At 63.1% G+C, this 18,444-nt stretch carries 13 protein-coding genes and 1 riboswitch; of the genes, 2 read left to right on the forward strand and 11 right to left on the reverse strand.

All coding sequences use genetic code 11. The features are described from left to right. Positions 1–5: 5 nt before the first annotated feature. Positions 6–106: riboswitch (glycine riboswitch) on the forward strand. Between the two features lie 168 nt (positions 107–274). Then, positions 275–1,534, forward strand: coding sequence for a D-amino acid dehydrogenase (locus BPRO_RS20945; protein ID WP_011485075.1), 1,260 nt, complete (start codon positions 275–277; stop codon positions 1,532–1,534). Between the two features lie 63 nt (positions 1,535–1,597). Here BPRO_RS20945 and BPRO_RS20950 read toward each other — a convergent pair whose 3' ends face one another. The 10 genes from BPRO_RS20950 to BPRO_RS20995 form a co-directional block, all read right to left on the reverse strand. Then, positions 1,598–3,163, reverse strand: a complete 1,566-nt coding sequence (locus BPRO_RS20950) for a sensor histidine kinase (RefSeq protein WP_011485076.1) — start codon at positions 3,161–3,163, stop codon at positions 1,598–1,600. A 243-nt stretch (positions 3,164–3,406) separates the two neighbouring features. Next, positions 3,407–4,054 (reverse strand): response regulator, encoded by a 648-nt coding sequence (locus BPRO_RS20955; protein ID WP_011485077.1) that lies wholly within the window; start codon positions 4,052–4,054, stop codon positions 3,407–3,409. 164 nt (positions 4,055–4,218) lie between these two features. After that, complete coding sequence (locus BPRO_RS28090; protein ID WP_198140955.1) at positions 4,219–8,895, reverse strand: PAS domain S-box protein; 4,677 nt, start codon at positions 8,893–8,895, stop codon at positions 4,219–4,221. Between the two features lie 127 nt (positions 8,896–9,022). Continuing rightward, a complete protein-coding gene (locus BPRO_RS20965; protein WP_011485079.1) occupies positions 9,023–9,463 on the reverse strand; it encodes a response regulator in 441 nt (146 codons plus the stop codon). 176 nt (positions 9,464–9,639) lie between these two features. Next, on the reverse strand, positions 9,640–10,659 hold the full coding sequence (locus tag BPRO_RS20970) for a M48 family metallopeptidase (protein ID WP_041390108.1): 1,020 nt from the start codon (positions 10,657–10,659) through the stop codon (positions 9,640–9,642). Positions 10,660–10,724: 65 nt separating this feature from the next. Beyond that, a complete protein-coding gene (locus tag BPRO_RS20975) occupies positions 10,725–11,495 on the reverse strand; it encodes a lysophospholipid acyltransferase family protein (RefSeq protein ID WP_011485081.1) in 771 nt (256 codons plus the stop codon). A gap of 95 nt (positions 11,496–11,590) precedes the next feature. After that, positions 11,591–12,163, reverse strand: a complete 573-nt coding sequence (gene gmhB / locus BPRO_RS20980) for a D-glycero-beta-D-manno-heptose 1,7-bisphosphate 7-phosphatase (protein ID WP_232291440.1) — start codon at positions 12,161–12,163, stop codon at positions 11,591–11,593. Positions 12,164–12,199: 36 nt separating this feature from the next. Beyond that, positions 12,200–14,389, reverse strand: coding sequence for a glycine--tRNA ligase subunit beta (gene glyS / locus BPRO_RS20985; RefSeq protein ID WP_041390109.1), 2,190 nt, complete (start codon positions 14,387–14,389; stop codon positions 12,200–12,202). Positions 14,390–14,400: 11 nt separating this feature from the next. Beyond that, positions 14,401–15,306 carry a glycine--tRNA ligase subunit alpha gene (gene glyQ / locus BPRO_RS20990; protein ID WP_011485084.1) on the reverse strand — a complete coding sequence of 302 codons (906 nt, stop codon included), beginning with the start codon at positions 15,304–15,306 and terminating at the stop codon, positions 14,401–14,403. A gap of 79 nt (positions 15,307–15,385) precedes the next feature. Beyond that, complete coding sequence (locus BPRO_RS20995) at positions 15,386–16,354, reverse strand: LysR family transcriptional regulator (protein ID WP_011485085.1); 969 nt, start codon at positions 16,352–16,354, stop codon at positions 15,386–15,388. A 160-nt stretch (positions 16,355–16,514) separates the two neighbouring features. Between BPRO_RS20995 and BPRO_RS21000 the strand changes: the two genes are divergently transcribed. Then, positions 16,515–17,264 carry an SDR family oxidoreductase gene (locus tag BPRO_RS21000; protein ID WP_011485086.1) on the forward strand — a complete coding sequence of 250 codons (750 nt, stop codon included), beginning with the start codon at positions 16,515–16,517 and terminating at the stop codon, positions 17,262–17,264. 76 nt (positions 17,265–17,340) lie between these two features. Here the strand turns inward: BPRO_RS21000 and BPRO_RS21005 are convergent, their stop codons facing one another. Further along, entirely contained in the window at positions 17,341–18,372 is a 1,032-nt protein-coding gene (locus BPRO_RS21005) for an asparaginase (RefSeq protein ID WP_049764281.1), read from the reverse strand. Between the last annotated feature and the right edge of the window lie 72 nt (positions 18,373–18,444).

The following is an 18,444-nucleotide window of genomic DNA, read 5'->3' on the forward strand; positions in this document are numbered from 1 at the left end:
GCCCCAGCGTGGTATCGGGAGAGTCTGCCGTCCAGCATTGCCTGGCGGCGGCGCCGAAGGAGCAACCGCCCCGGAAACTCTCAGGCAAATGAACCGGTACCACCCATGCACTCTGAAGAGCTGCCGGGTTTTTTCGTCACCCGGCGCACCGAAGGAGCAAGCGGATTCGCGCGTCACAGCGCCGGTTCGTGAATCTCTCAGGTCCAGCAACAGAGGGGGCGTCCGTCACGCATGATGCGTGCGGGCTCAACCCTTGACGTTCTGGAACCTTTCTATGAAAACGATCGCCGTCATCGGCGGTGGCATCACGGGTGTCACCACGGCCTACGCGCTGGCCAAGCGCGGTTTTGAAGTCACCCTGTTCGAGAAGCATCGCTACGCGGCGATGGAGACCTCGTTCGCCAACGGGGGCCAGCTGTCGGCCTCCAACGCCGAGGTCTGGACCCATTGGTCGACCCTGCTCAAAGGCATCAAGTGGATGCTCAAGAGCGATGCCCCGCTGCTGCTCAACCCCAAGCCCAGCTGGCACAAGCTGTCCTGGTTCGCCGAGTTCATTGCCTCGATGCCGGCCTACCGCCAGAACACGATAGCAACCGCCCGCCTGGCCGTGGCGGCGCGCGAGCATCTGTTCGACTGGGCCGCGCAGGAGGGCATCGATTTCGACCTGAAGCAGCAGGGCATCCTGCACATCTACCGGGACAAGGCCGGGTTCGATCACGCGGCCCGCGTGACCGAACTGCTGGCCCAGGGCGGGCTCGCGCGACGCGCCGTGACACCGTCGGAAATGCGCGCCATCGAGCCGACCCTGGCGGGCAGCTACTATGGCGGCTTCTTCACGGAAAGCGACTCGACCGGCGACATTCACAAGTTCACGACCGGACTGGCCGCCGCCATCGCGCGGCGCGGCGTTCATTGCCTGTACGGGCAGGACGTGCAATCGGTCACCACCAACGGCCGGCAGGTCGATGTCACGGTGGGACAGGCTGACGAGCGACGCACCTCGGTGTTCGACGGGGTGGTCGTCTGCGCCGGCGTCGCCAGCCGTGCGGTGGCCGCGCGACTCGGTGACCGGGTGAACATCTACCCAGTCAAGGGCTATTCGATCACGGTGAACCTGCTCGACGAGTCCAGCCGCGCAGCGGCTCCCATGGTCAGCCTGCTCGACGATGAGACCAAGCTGGTGACAAGCCGCCTGGGTGAGGATCGTTTCCGCGTGGCGGGCACTGCCGAGTTCAACGGTTACAACAAGGACATCCGCGACGACCGCATTCGACCCCTGATCGACTGGGTGGAGCAATGCTTCCCGGGCATGAGCACCCGCAGCGTGGTGCCCTGGGCAGGCCTGCGGCCCATGATGCCGAACATGATGCCCCGTGTCGGCCGCGGTCGGTCTCCCTGCGTGTTTTACAACACGGGCCACGGCCACCTGGGCTGGACGCTGTCAGCCGTGACGGCGGACATGATCGGCAGCCTGGTGCAGCAGGGCCTGCAGGAGCGCAACGTCCCGGGCAGGCTGAGAACCGCGGACGCCTGACAGGCCCGGTGGGCGCCTGCGCTGGCACGGCGTGCCGGGTGGCGTGTGTACGGGCTCAGGCCGTCAGGCGGCCTGCGCAGCATGCGGTAGCGCCAGGTAAAAACTGGCGCCTGCCTGGCCGGTGGTTTCAGCCCAGACATTGCCGCCGTGCCGTGCGGCAACCCGCTTGACGATAGCCAGGCCCAGACCGTTGCCGGGGAATTCAGCAGAAGAGTGCAGGCGCTGAAAAGGCGTGAACAGTTTGCTGCTGTAGGCCGTGTCAAAGCCCGCCCCATTGTCCGACACCAGCAGGACCAGCTCGCCGGGGGTGGCGCCGGGCATCAGCCCGACCTTGATCCAGGCTTCGGCTTTTTTGGAGGTGAATTTCCAGGCGTTTTCCAGCAGGCAGGCCAACGCCGTCGTCAACAACCCCTTGTCACCAACGAGCAGCAGGCTGGCATCCATCTCGATCGCCACGCTGCGGTCCGGGGCGCGTTTGCGCAAATCGTCGACCAGTGCTCGGCAAATAGGTACCAGGTCGAATTTTTCAGGGTTACCGGACAGCTCCGGCAACTGGACCAGGGTTCGCAGGTCATCAACCAGCTTGGCCATCTGGCGCGTGCTGGCCTGAATGCGGCTCACATAATGCAGGCCGGACGCATCGAGCGCAGTCGAGTAGTTCTTTGCCAGCACCTTCGCGAACCCGTTGACGGCATGCAGCGGCCCCTGCAAGTCGTGGGACACCGCGCGGGTGAAGGCGGCCACATCGCGCCTGGTCTTTTCCAGCTCGCTCTGGCACCCGGCCAGTTCCTGTTCCAGCTCCGCATTGGCCCGCCGCAAGGCGCCATCGGCAAGGTGACGCTGTGAGACATCCGCCAGACTGACGAAAACTGCCTGCTGGCCATTCCAGCTGACCGGGCCGCAGGCCAGCTCCACCAGCACCTGCTGCCCATCGGCCTTTTGCTGTTTGCACAGGCGCAGCGCGAGCAGCCCCTCCCCGACGCCTTTGCCCGAAGCGAGGGAGCTGAGCCATCCAGCGCCTTCTCCCTCGGGAAATAGCGCATCCATGCCCAGCGTCAGGAACTTCTTGCGCGCAATGCCATAAAACTCGACGGCCGCTTGGTTGACAGCGAGGATGCGCGTGGAGCTGTCGTCAAAGATCCACATCGGGTTGGGATTCGCCTCAAAAATCAGCTGGTTGTAACGCTCGCTGTCTTCCAGCACATCCAGCAACCTTTGCGTGGATGAGACATCCCTGAGGCTGACGACGTAGCCGGGGGGCTGCCTCGTAAAGGCGTACCGGACCCACTTGTCTTCAAACTTGTCGTGGGCAACAAAGGCGTGCCGCGCGGCAAAGGTCAGGGCCTGGCCCGTGGCGCTCTGATGCTGCTCCGTGATGTCTTCCGGCACGGCCTCCCAGAAATCGAGCCCGGCCAGGGCCGGCTGCGCGCAGTGCAGGAGTTCGAGCGCGCGGGGATTCGCCTCGGTGATTCGGCCGCGTTCATCGAGCAACACCATGCCGTCGCCGGACTGCTCCAGAGGCCCCCAGCCCAGCTCAGCCGGCGCCGATGACCGACTCCCGTTCTGCACGCCCAGGCCGGGCATCTTGTCTGCCAGCTTCACCCCGAACAGGTTGAGGAATCGGCTCATGGGGATTGCACGGGGATTGTTTGGCGGGCTGGCTTGCTTCAGAATCCGGTGCCGCCCGCTAGTACGGCAGCCCGGAAGTAACGCAACCCAATGACAGTGATGGATTATTCATGCCCGGGACCGACGCCAAACCGCAGCGAAGGCTGCAGGCCTTCGCAAGGGTCGCAGCGCCGCCATGGATGCGTTGACAAACAAAACAGCGCGCGTTCATGTTTTGATATTTTCGGGTTGCAGTCACAGTCGTTAGTGGTGCCACTTGCGGTTGGCCGTCACCAGTGCCGTGACATACCCGTGCAGCCAGTCGAAATTCACCGGTTTCTGCAACCGGTGGGCATCCGGCGGAAGACCGCCCCGCTCTTCGATGGCCTCCGGCGGCAAGCCACTGATCACAATAATCTGCATGTCCGCCAACTGCTGATTGCGCTTGAGGGCCTTGAGCATTTCGATGCCATCAACGCCAGGCATGGACAGGTCGGTGATCAGCAAATCCGGACGCATGCTGGCAATGTCCATCAAGGCCTCCAGCGCCGAAGGCATCCAGGTGCAATCGACCGGCAGGTCCCAGTCCTCAAACTGGAGCTGGTACAGCTCCCGGGTGGCCTCGTCGTCCTCGACCAGCAGCACGCGCAAACGGTGTTTCGGATCGGTGTCGACTACCTTGGCGACTTGCGGATTGTTCTTGGCCAGGTAGGCATTGATGGACTGCAGGGCAATCCGGCGGTGGCCGCCCAGGGTCTTCCAGGCGTCAATTTCCCCTTTTTCCACCAGCGACTGCACGGTGGCGACCGACAGACCGAGCAGCTTGGCCGCATAGCTCGTGCCACAGTAATCTTCACTGGAGAAGTCCGTCGCCGTGATGGCATCTTCGAAGGATTTGGGTTCACGCGGCATGGCGGCCCGTAACAGAGGTAAATCTTGTCATTTTCAGCATTTTAATTACTTCAGCAATCGAAAACACATAGAAAAACCGGGGTCAAGGCAAATATAAGGCTGGCACGATGTGCGGTGCCCGGCGGGGAGGAGCGGGGCTGGGCGGGCGGGTGGGTCAAATCTGTTCAGACCGCAATAGCGGTCCTGGGCAGGGTAAAGAAAAAAGCAGCCCCGCAACCGGGCTCGGATTGCGCCCACAGCCGCCCGCCGTGCCTGCCGATCACGCGGCTGGCCGAGGCCAGCCCGATGCCGGTGCCGGCAAACTCCGAGGCCGCATGCAAGCGCTGAAACGGGTTGAACAATTTGTCGGCATACGCCATGTCGAAGCCGGCGCCGTTATCCCGGACCACGAAGACCGGCTGCCCTGCTGCGTCGGGTTGCTGGGTGACGCTGATGCTCGCCCCGACTTTGCGCGAGGTGAACTTCCAGGCATTGCTCAGCAGGTTTTCCATCACCACACCCACAAGCCGCGAGTCGCCATGCGCCTGCAGACCGCTTTCAACATGAACCACGACCCGGCGTTCGGGGTCGCGCGCCTGCCACTCACCCAGAATCCGGCGGGACAGCGCCGACAGGTCCACCAGCTCAGCCCGTAACTGCGCGCGTGATACCTGTGCCAGCGAGAGCAAATCTTCAATCAGTTGCCCCATCTGCGCCACACCCGTCTGGATGCGCGCCAGGTAGTGCCGGCTCTTCTCGTTGACATGGCCGGGGAGCTGCTTGGACAGCAGGCGGCTGAACCCGTCAATGGTGTTAAGCGGCGAGCGCAGGTCGTGGGAGACAGAATACGAGAAGGCCTCAAGCTCCTGGTTTGACAGGCGCAAGGCGGCCTCGATGGTCTTGATCTCGGTGATGTCCGCATCAATGCCCACCCAGTAGGCCAGTTCGCCCCGCTCGTCAAGCACCGGGGTGGCCCGGGAAGACATGGTGTGGTAGCTGCCGTCCCTGGCGCGCAGGCGGCGGATGTTCTCATACTGCGACCGGCTGGCACTGGCCAGCTGCCAGCTCGCCTGGACTTCGGGCAGGTCTTCCGGATGGATAGCCGTAAGCCAGCGCGAGCCCGCCCAGTCGCTAAACCGGCCACCCACCAGGTCAAACCAGGCCTGGTTGTAATAGGTTGGAGCGCCGCTGGGGTCGGCGGTCCAGATCACCTGGGGCGCCCGCTCGGCCAGGGCACGGAACAGGGCCTCCTGTCGGGTCAGCGCAGCGGTGCGCTCCGCGACTTTTTGTTCCAGCCCCGCATTGAGCCGACCCACTTCTTCCAGCAGCTGGACATTTTCTATGGCGATGGAAGCGAGCTGCGCCAACTCCATTGCCACATATTCATCCTGCTGGGTGAACTCGCCCTCGTATTTGTCCGAGAGCTGTAGCAAGCCCATGTTTTTTCCGCTCCGGGCCACCAAGGGTACCGCGAGCCAGCCGCGCATCGCGGGGTGCTTGCCGGCATGGCTGCCAAAGCCGCGCCAGCGCGGGTGCGCCTCCAGCTCGGCCTGGGTCAGCCGCATGGACCGGTTGGCCTCGCAGACCACGGCGTAAATGCCGGTGCCGTCCGGCGGCTCCATCAGGTCACGGTATGCCGCATATTTCTCGGACAAGGACAGCGCATGGACAGCCTGCGCCCAGTCGCTGTTGATGGTCAGGCTCACCGCCGCCTGATGGGTACCAATCACCCCCCGGACCTGCTCCGCAACTTCCTGCATCGTGCCATCCAGCGTCTGGTGCCAGGTGATGGCCGAGGCGGCGTCGGCGGCGCGCTGCAGGGTGAACAGGTATTCCTGGGCATCCTTTTCGGCTTTCACCTGCGCGCTCACGTCGAACGCAACCACCAGCCGCGCCGGTCTGCCTTCGTACTGGATCTTGCGGGAAACCGTCTCGACATCGAGGTCGGCGCCGTCCCTAGATCGGTGCACGCGGCGGTTGACGGGCTTGTGGGCGCCGCTGGCGATTTCGGCCTTCAAGCGCTGGGCTTCAATATCCGAACGGATATCAAAAATCGTCATGCTCAGGAGTTCTTCCCGCGTGTAGCCGTAGCGCTCGGTGCACGCCCCATTGACCGCCAAAAAGGCATGCGTCTGGTCGTCGACAATCCACATCGGCACCGGTGCCCCCTCAAACAGCGCGGCGTAACGCTGCTCGCTCTCGACGAGCGCCTGCTGGGCCAGCTTGCGCTGTGTGATGTCCCGCTCGACCGCCACCCAGTGCGTGAAGCCCCCCTGGGAGTCCGCAACGGGAACGATGTCGAGGTCGAGCCAGAACGGCTCGCCACTCTTGGTGTAATTGACCAGCTCGGCCTGGACCGGCTGCCACGCCCTGAGTGCTGCACCGATGCGATCGAGTTCGGCCCGCTGGGTCTGGGGGCCCTGCAAAATGCGCGGCGTCTTGCCCAGCACTTCCTCGCGGCTGTAACCGGTGCGGCGCACGAAGGCGTCGTTGACAAAGACAATGCGGGGCCCGGGCTCGCCCAAGGGCACGGCCTCGGTGATCACCACCATGTCGTTGAGGCGTGAAATGCTGGACTCCAGCAGGCGCAGGTGCTCACGCGACTCATGTTGCGCAGTGATGTCCTGCAAGGCGCCGGCGAGCCGCACCACCTTGCCATCCTGCATGAAGGCCTGGCCCTGCGTCCTCACCCAGATGCGCCGGCCGGTCTGCGTGATCATGGGCAACTCCAGGTCCCAAGGGGTGCCGTGCCCGGTTGCCGCATTGACGGCTGCGATGAAAGTTTTCCGTGCCTCCGGTGGATAGGAGTTGATGGCGTCTTCAGCCCCCCAAGGCGCACCCGGCTCCAGCTCGTGAATCCGGAGAACCTGCTCCGAACTGCTCAATCGCATGCCGTCAAGCACCAGCTCCCAACCGCCCACCATGGCCATCTCGCCGGTGCGGCGCAACAGGTCGGTGGTATGAACCAGCGCCAGTTCCGACTGCTTGCGCGCCGTGATGTCCTGGATCACGCCGGTGCGGTAAATCGCCTGCCCGGTCTCGTCGAAATGCGGCTTGCACAGCTGGTGCATCCAGCGGACATCCCCGGCCGGCGTGATGACGCGGAACTCCACACCGTACTCTGCGCGCTCACCAACGGAGCGCTCGTAGCCCTGAACGTAGCGCGCCCTGTCTTCCGGATGCATCATGCTCATGGCCATATCACTGCAGAGCTCGACGGTGCCGGGCGCCAGCCCATACAGCGCGTAAACCTCTTCCGACCACCAAAGCTGCCCGGTTCGGAAATCAGACTCCCAGTTGCCGATACGGCCCATCCGCTGCGCTTCCAGCAGTTTGCGCTGGGTCTCGCGCAGCTCGGCATAGCTTTTTGCACGCTCCAGCTGCAACTGCTCCAGCTGCGTAATGTCGGCAAACACCATCAACGCGCCCACCAGACCGTCACGGCCGTGCATCGGCCGGTAGCTGCAGCTGATCAGGCGCCCCGCAGGCACGGCGGCATTGCGCACCAGAATGTGCTGCGGTCCACCGCTTTGCCCCTGAAGAGCCTTGTAGAGCGGCAATTGGTCAAACGCGTACAAGGTGTCAGCGCCAGGCAGATACAGCCCGAGGTGCTGCGGCCATTCGGCGGACAACACCGTCGGGGCCTGCGCCAGGACAAACAGCCGGGAGGCCGCTTCATTGACCAGCAGCGGGCGGCCAAAGGCATCCACGGCGATCAGGCCTTCCTGCATGCTGTTGACCGTCAGGTCCAGTGTGGCACGTGACTGCTGGCTGCGCGCCAGCTCGGCCTCCAGGTCCTGCTCGCGCTGCTGGAGCGACTCGGCCATGGCGTTGAAACCGTCGGCAATTTTGGTGAACTCACCCGCGTCATGAACCGAATGCATCGGGATGCGTACATCCAGCTGGCCTTTCTGGAGCAAGCGGGTCGCGTCAAGAATTTCCCGGGTAGGCTTCACGATGGTGCGCCCGCCCATCATCCAGGCAATCCAGGCGCCGAGAAATGCCACCAGCGCGAGCACGGCCAACTCAAGCCCCAGCTGACGCTGGCCAGGCCCCACCACGAGGTCACGGTTGATGCTGATTGCGACAAAAAAGGCCGAGTCTGCCGAGGCACCGCTGGGCATGAATGCCCAGAGCCGCAGCTCACCCGAGGCATCCTTCCCCTCGCGCACCCCGGTGCTCTTGGCCTGCACGGCCTCGCGGAGCACCACACTGGCAACCTTTTGTCCGACCTTGATGGGAAGCGCGGGCTTGCTCGCCAGCAGCACACCGTTGCGGTCATGGATGCCCACCGCGGCACCAGGTGGCAGCTGAATGGCGGCAACCGACTTGGCCATCTCGGTCAAATCGACCGCGACATAGACAACCCGCAAGACCTGCCCGTCCGCGCCGAGCACCGGTAATGCAAACGTGATACTGGGTTTTCCCGACAGTCGCCCCAGGATGTAGTCGCCGGCGACAAAACTGCGGCGGGTTACTGCGGCGCGAAAGTAGTCGCGATCCCCCAGATAGGCCGGCTGACTGCTGTCGACTCCGTGGCAACGCGCGTAACCGTCAACGCCAACGATGCCCAGGTTGGCGTAGATGGAAAAGTTTTCCCGCAAGGTTTTGAAATACCGCTGGCAGTCCAGGGACTTTTCGCTGGTCAGGCCGGGGACGTTGGCGATCGAAATCAGCAGCTGGTGGGCTGAGTCGACCATCCGCTCCTGGTTGGCGGCCACCAGCGAAGCTGCAAACTGCAGGTTGGCGGTGGCCCGGTTGATGGCCGCATCCGAGTTGACCCAGGCCTTGAAAATGGACAGGCCAAACAGCGGGACAATCGCCGCAACCACCAGCATGACCAGGCGCGTCCGCAGCGTCATCCGGCCCGTCATCGCATCAGCCTTTCAATTGGCGTGCCCGCCGCAGCGCACGATCTGGCATGCCTGCTGACGCAGGCACGACCCGCATCAGGCGGTGGAGCCTGAATGCCGGACGCGGCGCGTATCGTCATCCCGTCGCAATTGACTCATTGACGTCCAGCCAATAGGCCTGCAGGCAATTGAGTTTTTCGGTGAAATCCCCAAAGTCGACCGGCTTGCGCACAAAACCGTTGGCGCCGCTCTGGTAGCAGGCCACGATGTCGGACTGCTCGCTGGAGGAGGTCAGCATCACCACCGGCACCAGCGCCGTCAGGGGATTGCTGCGGACACTGCGCAGCACGTCCAGACCGGACAGCTTGGGCAGCTTCATGTCCAGCAGGATCAGCGACGGCTGTTTTTGGGTATCACGGCCGGCATGGCTGCCCTGCCCGAACAGGTAGTCCAGCGCCTGGGCGCCATCGCGCGCGACCGCAATTTCGGCGGACACGCCCTGCTCTTCCAGCGTCAGCACAGTCAGTTCAAGGTGGTCGGGATTGTCTTCAACGACCAGTATCAGCTTGTGGTTCATGAGTTCCCCCGATTACGGCTATCAGTTTCCCTGAGATTTTATGGTTTTAATCAGATCAAGGATTTGGACTCATATGTTACGTTTCCTTACTTTCGTGATTTACGGCATGGAAGTGTCGAATCTTTGCTGTCGTTTGGTTGCTCTTTTGTTGCTCGCAACAACGCCCATGCCCTGGATTACCAGCGGGGAATGGCCTCGTCCTTGAGTTGCCCGCGCAGTTCAGCGTAATCGGGCACGACCGCCCGTACAGTGTCCCAGAAACGCGGGCTGTGATCCATCACCCGCAGGTGGCTCAACTCGTGAACCACCACGTAGTCGATCACCGACGGCTTGAAATGAATCAGCCGCCAGTTCAGCCGGATGGAGCCGTCGGCGCTGGCGCTGCCCCAGCGCGTGCCGGCACTGCTCAGGCTCAGCTTGCGCCACTGCACCCCCAGATGCGGTGCGAAATGATCCAGCCGCTCGGTGAAAATGCGCTTGGCCTGGCGCATCAGCCAAGCCTGCACGGTATCGCGGATCTGCTCGGGCGTGGCGCTGTGGGGCAGGCCCACGTGCAGGCTCAGCTGCACCTCGCCAGGCAGTTTGTTGTGGGGCGGCTCGTTGCCTGCATGGCGCACAGCCCCGTCGACACGGGTTTTAAGCTCCGCGCCCACGCCGCCAAACGCGTGGCGCGAATCGATCGCCACCATGACCGGCTCACCCAGAAAAGGAAGGGTGACGCCATCTTTCCAATCGATGCGTGCCGACTCAAGCCGGTGATGGCGCTCGCGGCTTTCCTGCAGCTTCTTCAGGATCCAGCCCGACTTTTCCAGCACGGCCTTGTCAATGTCATACAGCGGCACCCACTTGGGCGCACTGACCGCGAGTCCGTCGGTACCCACCGAGAATCCGATGGTGCGGCGTTTGCCCCGCCTGAATTCATAGGCCACCAACACGCCATCGAGCAGGGCCTCGCGCTTGGCGCGTGGGTGACGGAAGGTGGCGGGTGCCAACGCCTGCTGCAGGGTCTGGGGGGAAAGAGCATCAGTGGACGGACTGGTAATTGCTATTTTTTCAATAGCAGAATGCGCAGGTTTTTCAGGGTTTTTCGGCAGTATTTCGTTCAACGCCGGCGCAGCTTCAGAACCTGCGGCGTTCGCAGGAGGTGCCGGCTCCCGCTCAAAGAGATCGAGAGTGAGCTGGACAAGCCTTTGCATCATGGCAGTTTAGCGGGCGCGGCGGCCGGGCACCAGACCGATCACGGATTGCACGCCTGAATGGCTCAGGCCGCTGGCACGGTTGGCACAGCGCCACCGACGGTGGTGTAAGCCTCCGGGTCGAGGCGGTGCATCTCGGCTTCAATCCACGCTTCCACTTCCCGCATCAGTTCATCGGGTTTTCGGCCGGTGCTGTCGATCGGCTTGCCGATCGAGATGTCCACCACGCCCGGCCTTTTGATGAAGGCTTTGCGCGGCCAGCACTTGGCCGACGTCACGGCAATCGGAATGACAGGCGCGCCGGTCTCAATGGCCAGGCGGGTCCCCCCGGATTTGTAAACCCCTTTTTGCCCGCGCGGGATTCGTGTGCCCTCGGGGAACATGATCACCCAGGTGCCCTGGCTCATCAGCCGCTTGCCCTGCGCGACGACCTTGTTGAAGGCCTGCGCCCGCTGGCTGCGGTCGATGTGGATCATGTCCATGCGCGCCATGGCCCAGCCAAAAAACGGCACGTAAAGCAGCTCTTTCTTGAACACGTAGGCCAGCGGATGCGGCATCAGCGTAGGCATGCAAAACGTCTCCCAGGTGCTCTGGTGCTTGACCAGCAGCACCGCGGCGCTGGTTTTGCCCGTGGGCAGGTTTTCCCAGCCCGTCACCCGGTTTTTGATGCCGAGAATCACCGTGCCGCTGCTGACGGCCAGGCGCAGCCAGCCGGCGCACATCCAGTACATCGTGGTGCTGCTGACGAAGATGGAGGCAATGATCACGAAAATGGCCCACGGAATCACCGTGAGGGCCATCCACAGAATGTGCAGAATGGATCGAATCAGGGGCATGTCAGGTGTTTCCGGCGTTCGGGGTGAATTTGAAAGTTCTCTGAAGGCCTGCAGCCACTACACCCCTACTTCACGGGCACAGTCAGCTATCTTCTTTATAGCGACGCTGGTGCGGGCCGGGCACTGCGCTCCAGGATGAAGTCGGCAAAGGCCGACAGGTCGCGATGCACCAAGGTGCCCGGCGGCATGCCTTCGGGCGGCACGCCGTTGCGGTATTGCGCCGACTTGCCGGTGAGCACCAGGTGCGGCTCGCAGCCGGCCGCGGCCCCCGCCAGCAGATCGCGCAGGGAATCGCCGGCGGTGGGCACCCCCTTGAGTGGCACACCAAAACGCGCGCCAATCTGCTCGAACAGGCCCGGCAGCGGTTTGCGGCAGTTACAGCTTTCCTCGGGGCTGTGCGGACAGTAAAACACGGCATCGACGCGCCCGCCGAGGGCGGCCAGCATCTTGTTCATTTTGGCGTGTATCGCATTGAGCGAGGCCACATCAAACAAGCCCCGCCCCAGGCCTGACTGGTTGGATGCAATGACGACATGCCAGCCTGCATGGTTGAGCCGGGCAATCGCCTCCAGCGCACCGGGCAGCGGCAGCCATTCCTCCGGCGTCTTGACGAAGTCGTCGCTGTCGCTGTTGATGGTGCCGTCGCGGTCAAGGATGACGAGTTTCATGGTGCTTTGCATTGAAGGGTCAGACTGCGAGGGGGCTCATGTTGCCAGCTTGGACAGGTCGGCCACGCGGTTCATGGCCTGGTGCAGCGTGGCCAGCAGGCCGAGGCGGTTGGCGCGCAGAGCCGGGTCTTCGGCATTGACCATCACGCCGTCGAAGAACGCGTCGACGGGTGCTTTCAGGGCGGCCAGCCCCTGCAGGGAAGCCGCGTAGTCACCGGCGGTGAAAGCTGCATCAGCTTTCGGCCCGACGGACTGCAGCGCTTCGGCCAGTGCCTGTTCCGCCGCTTCCTGCAGGAGTTCCGGCCTGACGCTGGCCTCCACCGTGCCATCGGCTTTCTTCAGGATGTTGCCGACACGCTTGTTGGCCGCGGCGAGTGCCGGCGCCTCGGGCAATGCCGCGAAGGCGCGCACGGCCGCCAGGCGTTTGGCGACATCGCCCAGGCGCTGCGGCCGCAGGGCCAGCACGGCATCAACTTCCTGCGCGCTGTAGCCCTGCTCGCGCAAGGAGCCGGCCAGGCGGTCGTAGATGAAATCGGTGATTTTCTCGCGGGTTTGAACATCCATCACAACGCCAGTTGATAGCACGCCCTTTGTGCCAGGCACTGGCGCACTTGGACTAACACCTTCCGTATAAACGGCGCCGCCAAAAACATCGACTGCACTCTGCAGCAATGCGTTCATGTCCAATGCCAAGTCCTTTTCCGTCAGCATGCGAATAACACCCAGTGCATGACGGCGCAGCGCAAACGGATCCTTGTCGCCGGTGGGCAGGTTGCCGATGCCGAACATGCCCACCAGTGTCTCCAGCTTGTCGGCCAGTGCCACGATCACGCCAACGCTGTTGCGCGGCAGCTCGTCACCGGCAAAACGCGGCTTATAGTGATCTTCAATGGCGTCGGCGATATCAGGCCGAAGACCATCGTTCAACGCGTAATAGCGGCCCATGGTGCCTTGCAATTCCGGGAATTCGCCCACCATGTCGGTTACAAGGTCAGCCTTGGCGAGTTGTGCCGCCAACTGAGCATGGATCGCCGTTGAATCATCCAAGGGATAAAGCTTCTTGCCAATTTCGTAAGCGATATGGCTCACGCGTATGACGCGCTCACCTTGCGAACCCAGCTTGTTGTGATAAACCACCTTGTCCAGCCCGGCCACGCGCGAGGCCAGCGTTTTCTTGCGGTCCTGGTCGAAGAAGAATTTGGCATCGGCCAGGCGCGGACGCACGACGCGCTCGTTGCCGCCAATCACCGCGCTCGCATCGGTGGGGCTGATGTTGCTGACCACGAGGAACTTGTGGGTCAGCTTGCCCTGCGCATCCAGCAGCGGGAAGTACTTCTGGTTGGCCTTCATCGTGAGGATCAGGCACTCCTGCGGCACGTCGAGGAATTCCTTTTCGAACTCGCAGACCAGCACGTTGGGGCGCTCGACCAGTGCAGTCACCTCGTCGAGCAAGGCGTCGTCTTCAATCGCCCGGGCGCCACCGCCCACCTTGGAAGCAGCGGCCGCCAGCTGGCGGGCAATCTCGGCCTTGCGTTCGGCAAAGCTGGCGATCACGGCGCCATCCTTTTGCAGCGTGGCCGCGTACCCGTCAGCGTTCTTCAACACCACCGGATCAACCGCAGCCTCAAACCGATGGCCGTGCGTGATGTTGCCGGCCTTCAGGCCCAACGCTTCAATGGCGACGACATCGCTGCCGTGCAGTGCAACCAGCCCGTGCGCAGGACGCACAAACTTCACGTCGCTCCAGCCATCGGCCAGCTGGTAGGTCATGACCTTGGGAATCGGCAGTTTGGCAATCGCCTCGAGGAGGGCTTTCTGCAGGCCTTCCGCCAGCGTGGCGCCGATCACAGTGCTGTTGTAGAAAAGTGCTTCGGCCTTGCCATCCGGTACGCGCTTCAGGCCCGCCACAGCCAAGGCATCGGCGCCCAGCGCCTGCAGCTTTTTCAGCAACGCCGGTGTGGCCTGGCCCGACGCGTCGAGACCGACGGTCACCGGCATGAGTTTTTGCGAAACAGCCTTGTCGGCGGCCTGCACAGCGACAGCCGTCACATGCGCGGCAAGGCGGCGCGGTGAGGCGAAAGACGTGAGCACCGACCCAGCGGTCGTCAGGCCCTGCGCCTTGAGCTGCTCCAGCAGCACGCCAGCAAACGCATCACCTAACTTCTTGAGCGCCTTGGGCGGCAGCTCCTCCACAAACAGCTCAACCAGAAGGTTTTGGGTAGTCATCGTCATCGCTCTCACGCCGCCTTCTTCGTCATCTGTTCCACCCACTCGCGGGGCGCCATCGGGAAGCCGAGCCGTTCGCGGCTCTCATAGTAGCTTTGTGCCACGGCACGCGCCAGGTTGCGGATGCGGCCGATGTAGGCGGCTCGTTCCGTCACCGAAATCGCGCCGCGGGCGTCCAGCAGATTGAAGCTGTGCGCGGCCTTGAGCACCTGCTCGTACGCGGGCAGGGCCAGTTGCACGCCAATCAGGTGTTTGGCCTGCTTTTCATGCGCCGTAAAGGCGGTGAACAGGAAGTCGGCGTCGCTGTGCTCGAAGTTGTAGGTGGACTGCTCCACCTCGTTTTGCTTGTAGACATCGCCATAGCTCAAACCATCCGTCCACGTCAGGTTGTAGACGTTGTCCACACCCTGCAGGTACATGGCCAGGCGTTCCAGTCCGTAGGTGATCTCGCCGGTGATGGGCTTGCAGTCGATGCCGCCGACCTGCTGGAAGTAGGTGAACTGCGTGACTTCCATGCCGTTGAGCCAGACTTCCCAGCCCAGGCCCCAGGCGCCGAGCGTGGGGTTTTCCCAGTCGTCCTCGACAAAGCGGATGTCGTTTTTCTTCAAATCAAAACCGAGGGCTTCAAGCGAGCCGAGGTAAAGCTCCAGGATGTTGGCCGGCGCGGGCTTGAGCACCACCTGGTACTGGTAGTAATGCTGCAGGCGGTTGGGGTTCTCGCCGTAGCGCCCGTCTTTCGGCCGACGGCTCGGCTGTACATAGGCGGCCTTCCAGGGCTCAGGGCCGAGCGCTCTTAAAAACGTAGCAGTGTGTGACGTACCGGCACCGACTTCCATGTCATAGGGCTGCAACAGGGCGCAGCCCTGGGCATCCCAGTAGGACTGCAGCTTCAGGATAATTTGCTGGAAAGTGAGCATAGGAGTGTTGGTGACAAAAGCGCGGCGCCTGGTTCGGCGCCGCGGGTAGCGACGCCTCGGATGGCCATCGCTAAACCGTTCATTTTACGCGGCGATGACGGGCCGCCCGGGCGATCGCCTTCTCCGTCACGCCCGGCCCCGGCGGGACTTCCCACGAAGGGACGGGCTGGAAGGCCTCCACCAGAAAGTCCACCATGACCCGGACCTTGGCGCTCAGGTGGCGGCGGCTGGGGTAGACGGCCAGCACGTCGATGTCGGGCATGCGGTAGCCGGGCATCAGGGCAACCAGCCGCCCGGCTTTCAAATCGTCCCCGATCAGGAAGGCCGGCTGCCAGATGACGCCCTGCCCGGCAATCGCCGCTTCGCGCGCCGTGTCGCCGTTATTGGCATGCATGACGTAATTCACCTTGACCATGTGCGGCCGACCCGCGTCATCCACAAAATGCCATTCGTTGGCGGTGGCCGCATAGGTGTAGCCGAGGCACCGGTGCCCCACCAGGTCTGCGGGCTTTTCGGGCTGCCCGTGCGCTTTCAGGTAGGCCGGCGAGGCGCAGACGATGTTGCGGGAAGTGCCCAGCTTGCGCGCCGCATGGGAGGCCGACCCGGCGCGTGAGATGCGGATGGCCAGGTCGTAGCCCTCTTCCACAATGTCCACCACGCGGTCGCTCAGCGCAATGTCCAGTTCCACCTCGGGATAGGCCTGCATGAATAGCGGCCACAGCGGCGCCAGATGCCGGATGCCAAAGCTCACCGGCGCATTGATGCGCAAGCGCCCGCGCGGCTGCAGGGTGGCCGACGAGGCCAGCGCCTCGGCCTCGGCGACTTCTTCCAGGATGGATTTGCTGCGCTCATACAGCGCCTCACCACTCTCCGTCAGGGACAGCTTGCGCGAGCTGCGATTGAGAAGCCGCGTGCCCAAGTGGGCTTCCAGCTCATTGATGTAGCGCGTGACATTGGCCGGGGAGGTGTCGAGGGCGTCGGCTGCCCGCGTGAAGCTGCCCCGGCTCACCACGGAGGCGAACACCTCGAAAGCACGCAAGCGGTCCACCACCAGCCCCTTAAATTCATAAAAACTGAATGATTAAACCACTTTTCAGGTCTTCTTCCAATCAAAGGTAAATCCTACAGTTCATCCATCGGCGGGCACATCGCACACCGACTTCCTCCACACCTTCTCCAGACCTCCTCACACAACCCAAGGAATCATCATGCAGAACTTTGACAACAAAACCGTACTCGTCACCGGCGGCAGCAGCGGCATCGGCCTGGCCACCGCGCTCCAATTTGCCAAACAGGGCGCACGCGTCATCATCACGGGCCGCGACCAGGCCGCGCTGGACCGGACTCGTGCCGAGCTCGGCGCCAACGCAGTGGCCCTGCGCCATGACGCCGGTGATATCCACGCCGCCAAAGCCCTGGCGGCCAGCCTGAAAGAGCAGGGCATCACACTGGACGCGCTGTTCGTCAACGCCGGCGTGGCGAAATTCGCGCCCCTCGAGGCCGTTGAAGAAGACATCTGGGACCAGACCTTCAACACCAACGTCAAGGGCGCCTTCTTCACCATCCAGGCGCTGTCGCCGCTGCTCAACACGGGCGCGGCCATCATCCTGAATGGCTCCATCAACGCCCACATCGGCATGCCGAACTCCAGCGTGTACGCCGCCAGCAAGGCTGCGCTGATTTCGCTGGCCAAAACGTTGTCGGGTGAACTGATCAGCCGCGGCATCCGTGTCAACGTGGTGAGCCCCGGCCCGGTGCAAACGCCGCTCTATGGCAAGCTGGGTGTGCCCGCCGACCAGCTCGATGCGCTGGCCGCCGGCATTCAGGCGCAGGTTCCGCTGAAACGCTTCGGCACGCCCGATGAAGTGGCCAGCGCCGTCGTGTACCTGTCGTCGCCGGCGGCAGCCTTCATTGTCGGCACCGAGCTGATCGTGGACGGCGGCATGAGCCAGCTCTGAGCAAGGTGAACCACAAAAAAAAAGGCGGTGCCGCAAGGCCCGCCTTTTTTTACAACGGCGCGTGCCGCGTAACGAGTCAGTACTGCCAGAAAATCCGCTGCAGTTCCTTGCTGTCAACCGTTTTGGTCATGGCCACTGCCGCCAGGATGCGCGCCTTTTGCGGGTTCAGGTCATGCGCCACCACCCAGTCGTATTTATCATCAGGCTGCTCGGCGTTGCGCAGCACAAAGCCATCGGGCACGCGCGAGGAGCGAATCACCTGGATGCCTCTGGCGCGCACATCCTGCAGCGCCGGCACGATGCGGTCAGCCACCGAGCCATTGCCCGTGCCGCCGTGAATCAGCGCCTTGATGCCCGACTTGCCCACGGCGTCCAGCGCGGTGCGCGAGACATTGCCGTAGCCGTAGACAACTTCAACCGGCGCCAGCGCGTCCATCTCGTCGATATTGAACTCCGACTGCAGGGTATGGCGCTTGACCGGCGCGCGGAACCAGTAGTTGTTGCCTTCCACCACCATGCCCAGCGGGCCCCACTGGCTCTTGAAGGCCTCGGTCTTGATATTGATGGTTTTGCTGACGTCGCGCCCGCTCTGGATTTCATCGTTCATGGTGACCAGCACGCCCTTGCCGGCGGCGTCCTTGCTGGCCGCCACGCTGACGGCATCAAACAGGTTCAGCGCACCGTCGGCCGACAGCGCCGTGCCGGGCCGCATGGAGCCGACCACGACGATGGGCTTGTTGGTACGGATCACCAGGTTCAGGAAGTAAGCCGTTTCTTCCAGCGTGTCCGTGCCGTGGGTCACGACAATGCCGTCCACATCGGGCTGCTTCACCAGCGCCGAAATGCGCTTGCCGAGCTTGAGCAGGTTGTCATTGGTAAAGCTTTCAGACGCAATTTGCGAGACCTGCTCGCCCTTGATGTTGGCCACATTGGCCAGCTCGGGCAGGCCCGCCAGCAGCTTGTCGACCGGCACCTTGGCGGCGGCATAGGTGGCGCTGTTGAGGGCAGACGCACCGGCGCCGGCAATGGTGCCGCCCGTGGCCAGAATCACCACATTGGGCTTGGCAGCCTGCGCTGCGGCGAACGTGGCCAGAAAGGCCAGACCCATACCCGCCACCAGTTTCTGGATGTTTAACTTCACTTGCATTCGGTTGTTTCCTGATCATTGAATAAAAGCCAA

The organism is Polaromonas sp. JS666, assembly GCF_000013865.1.
Classification (GTDB): domain Bacteria; phylum Pseudomonadota; class Gammaproteobacteria; order Burkholderiales; family Burkholderiaceae_C; genus Polaromonas.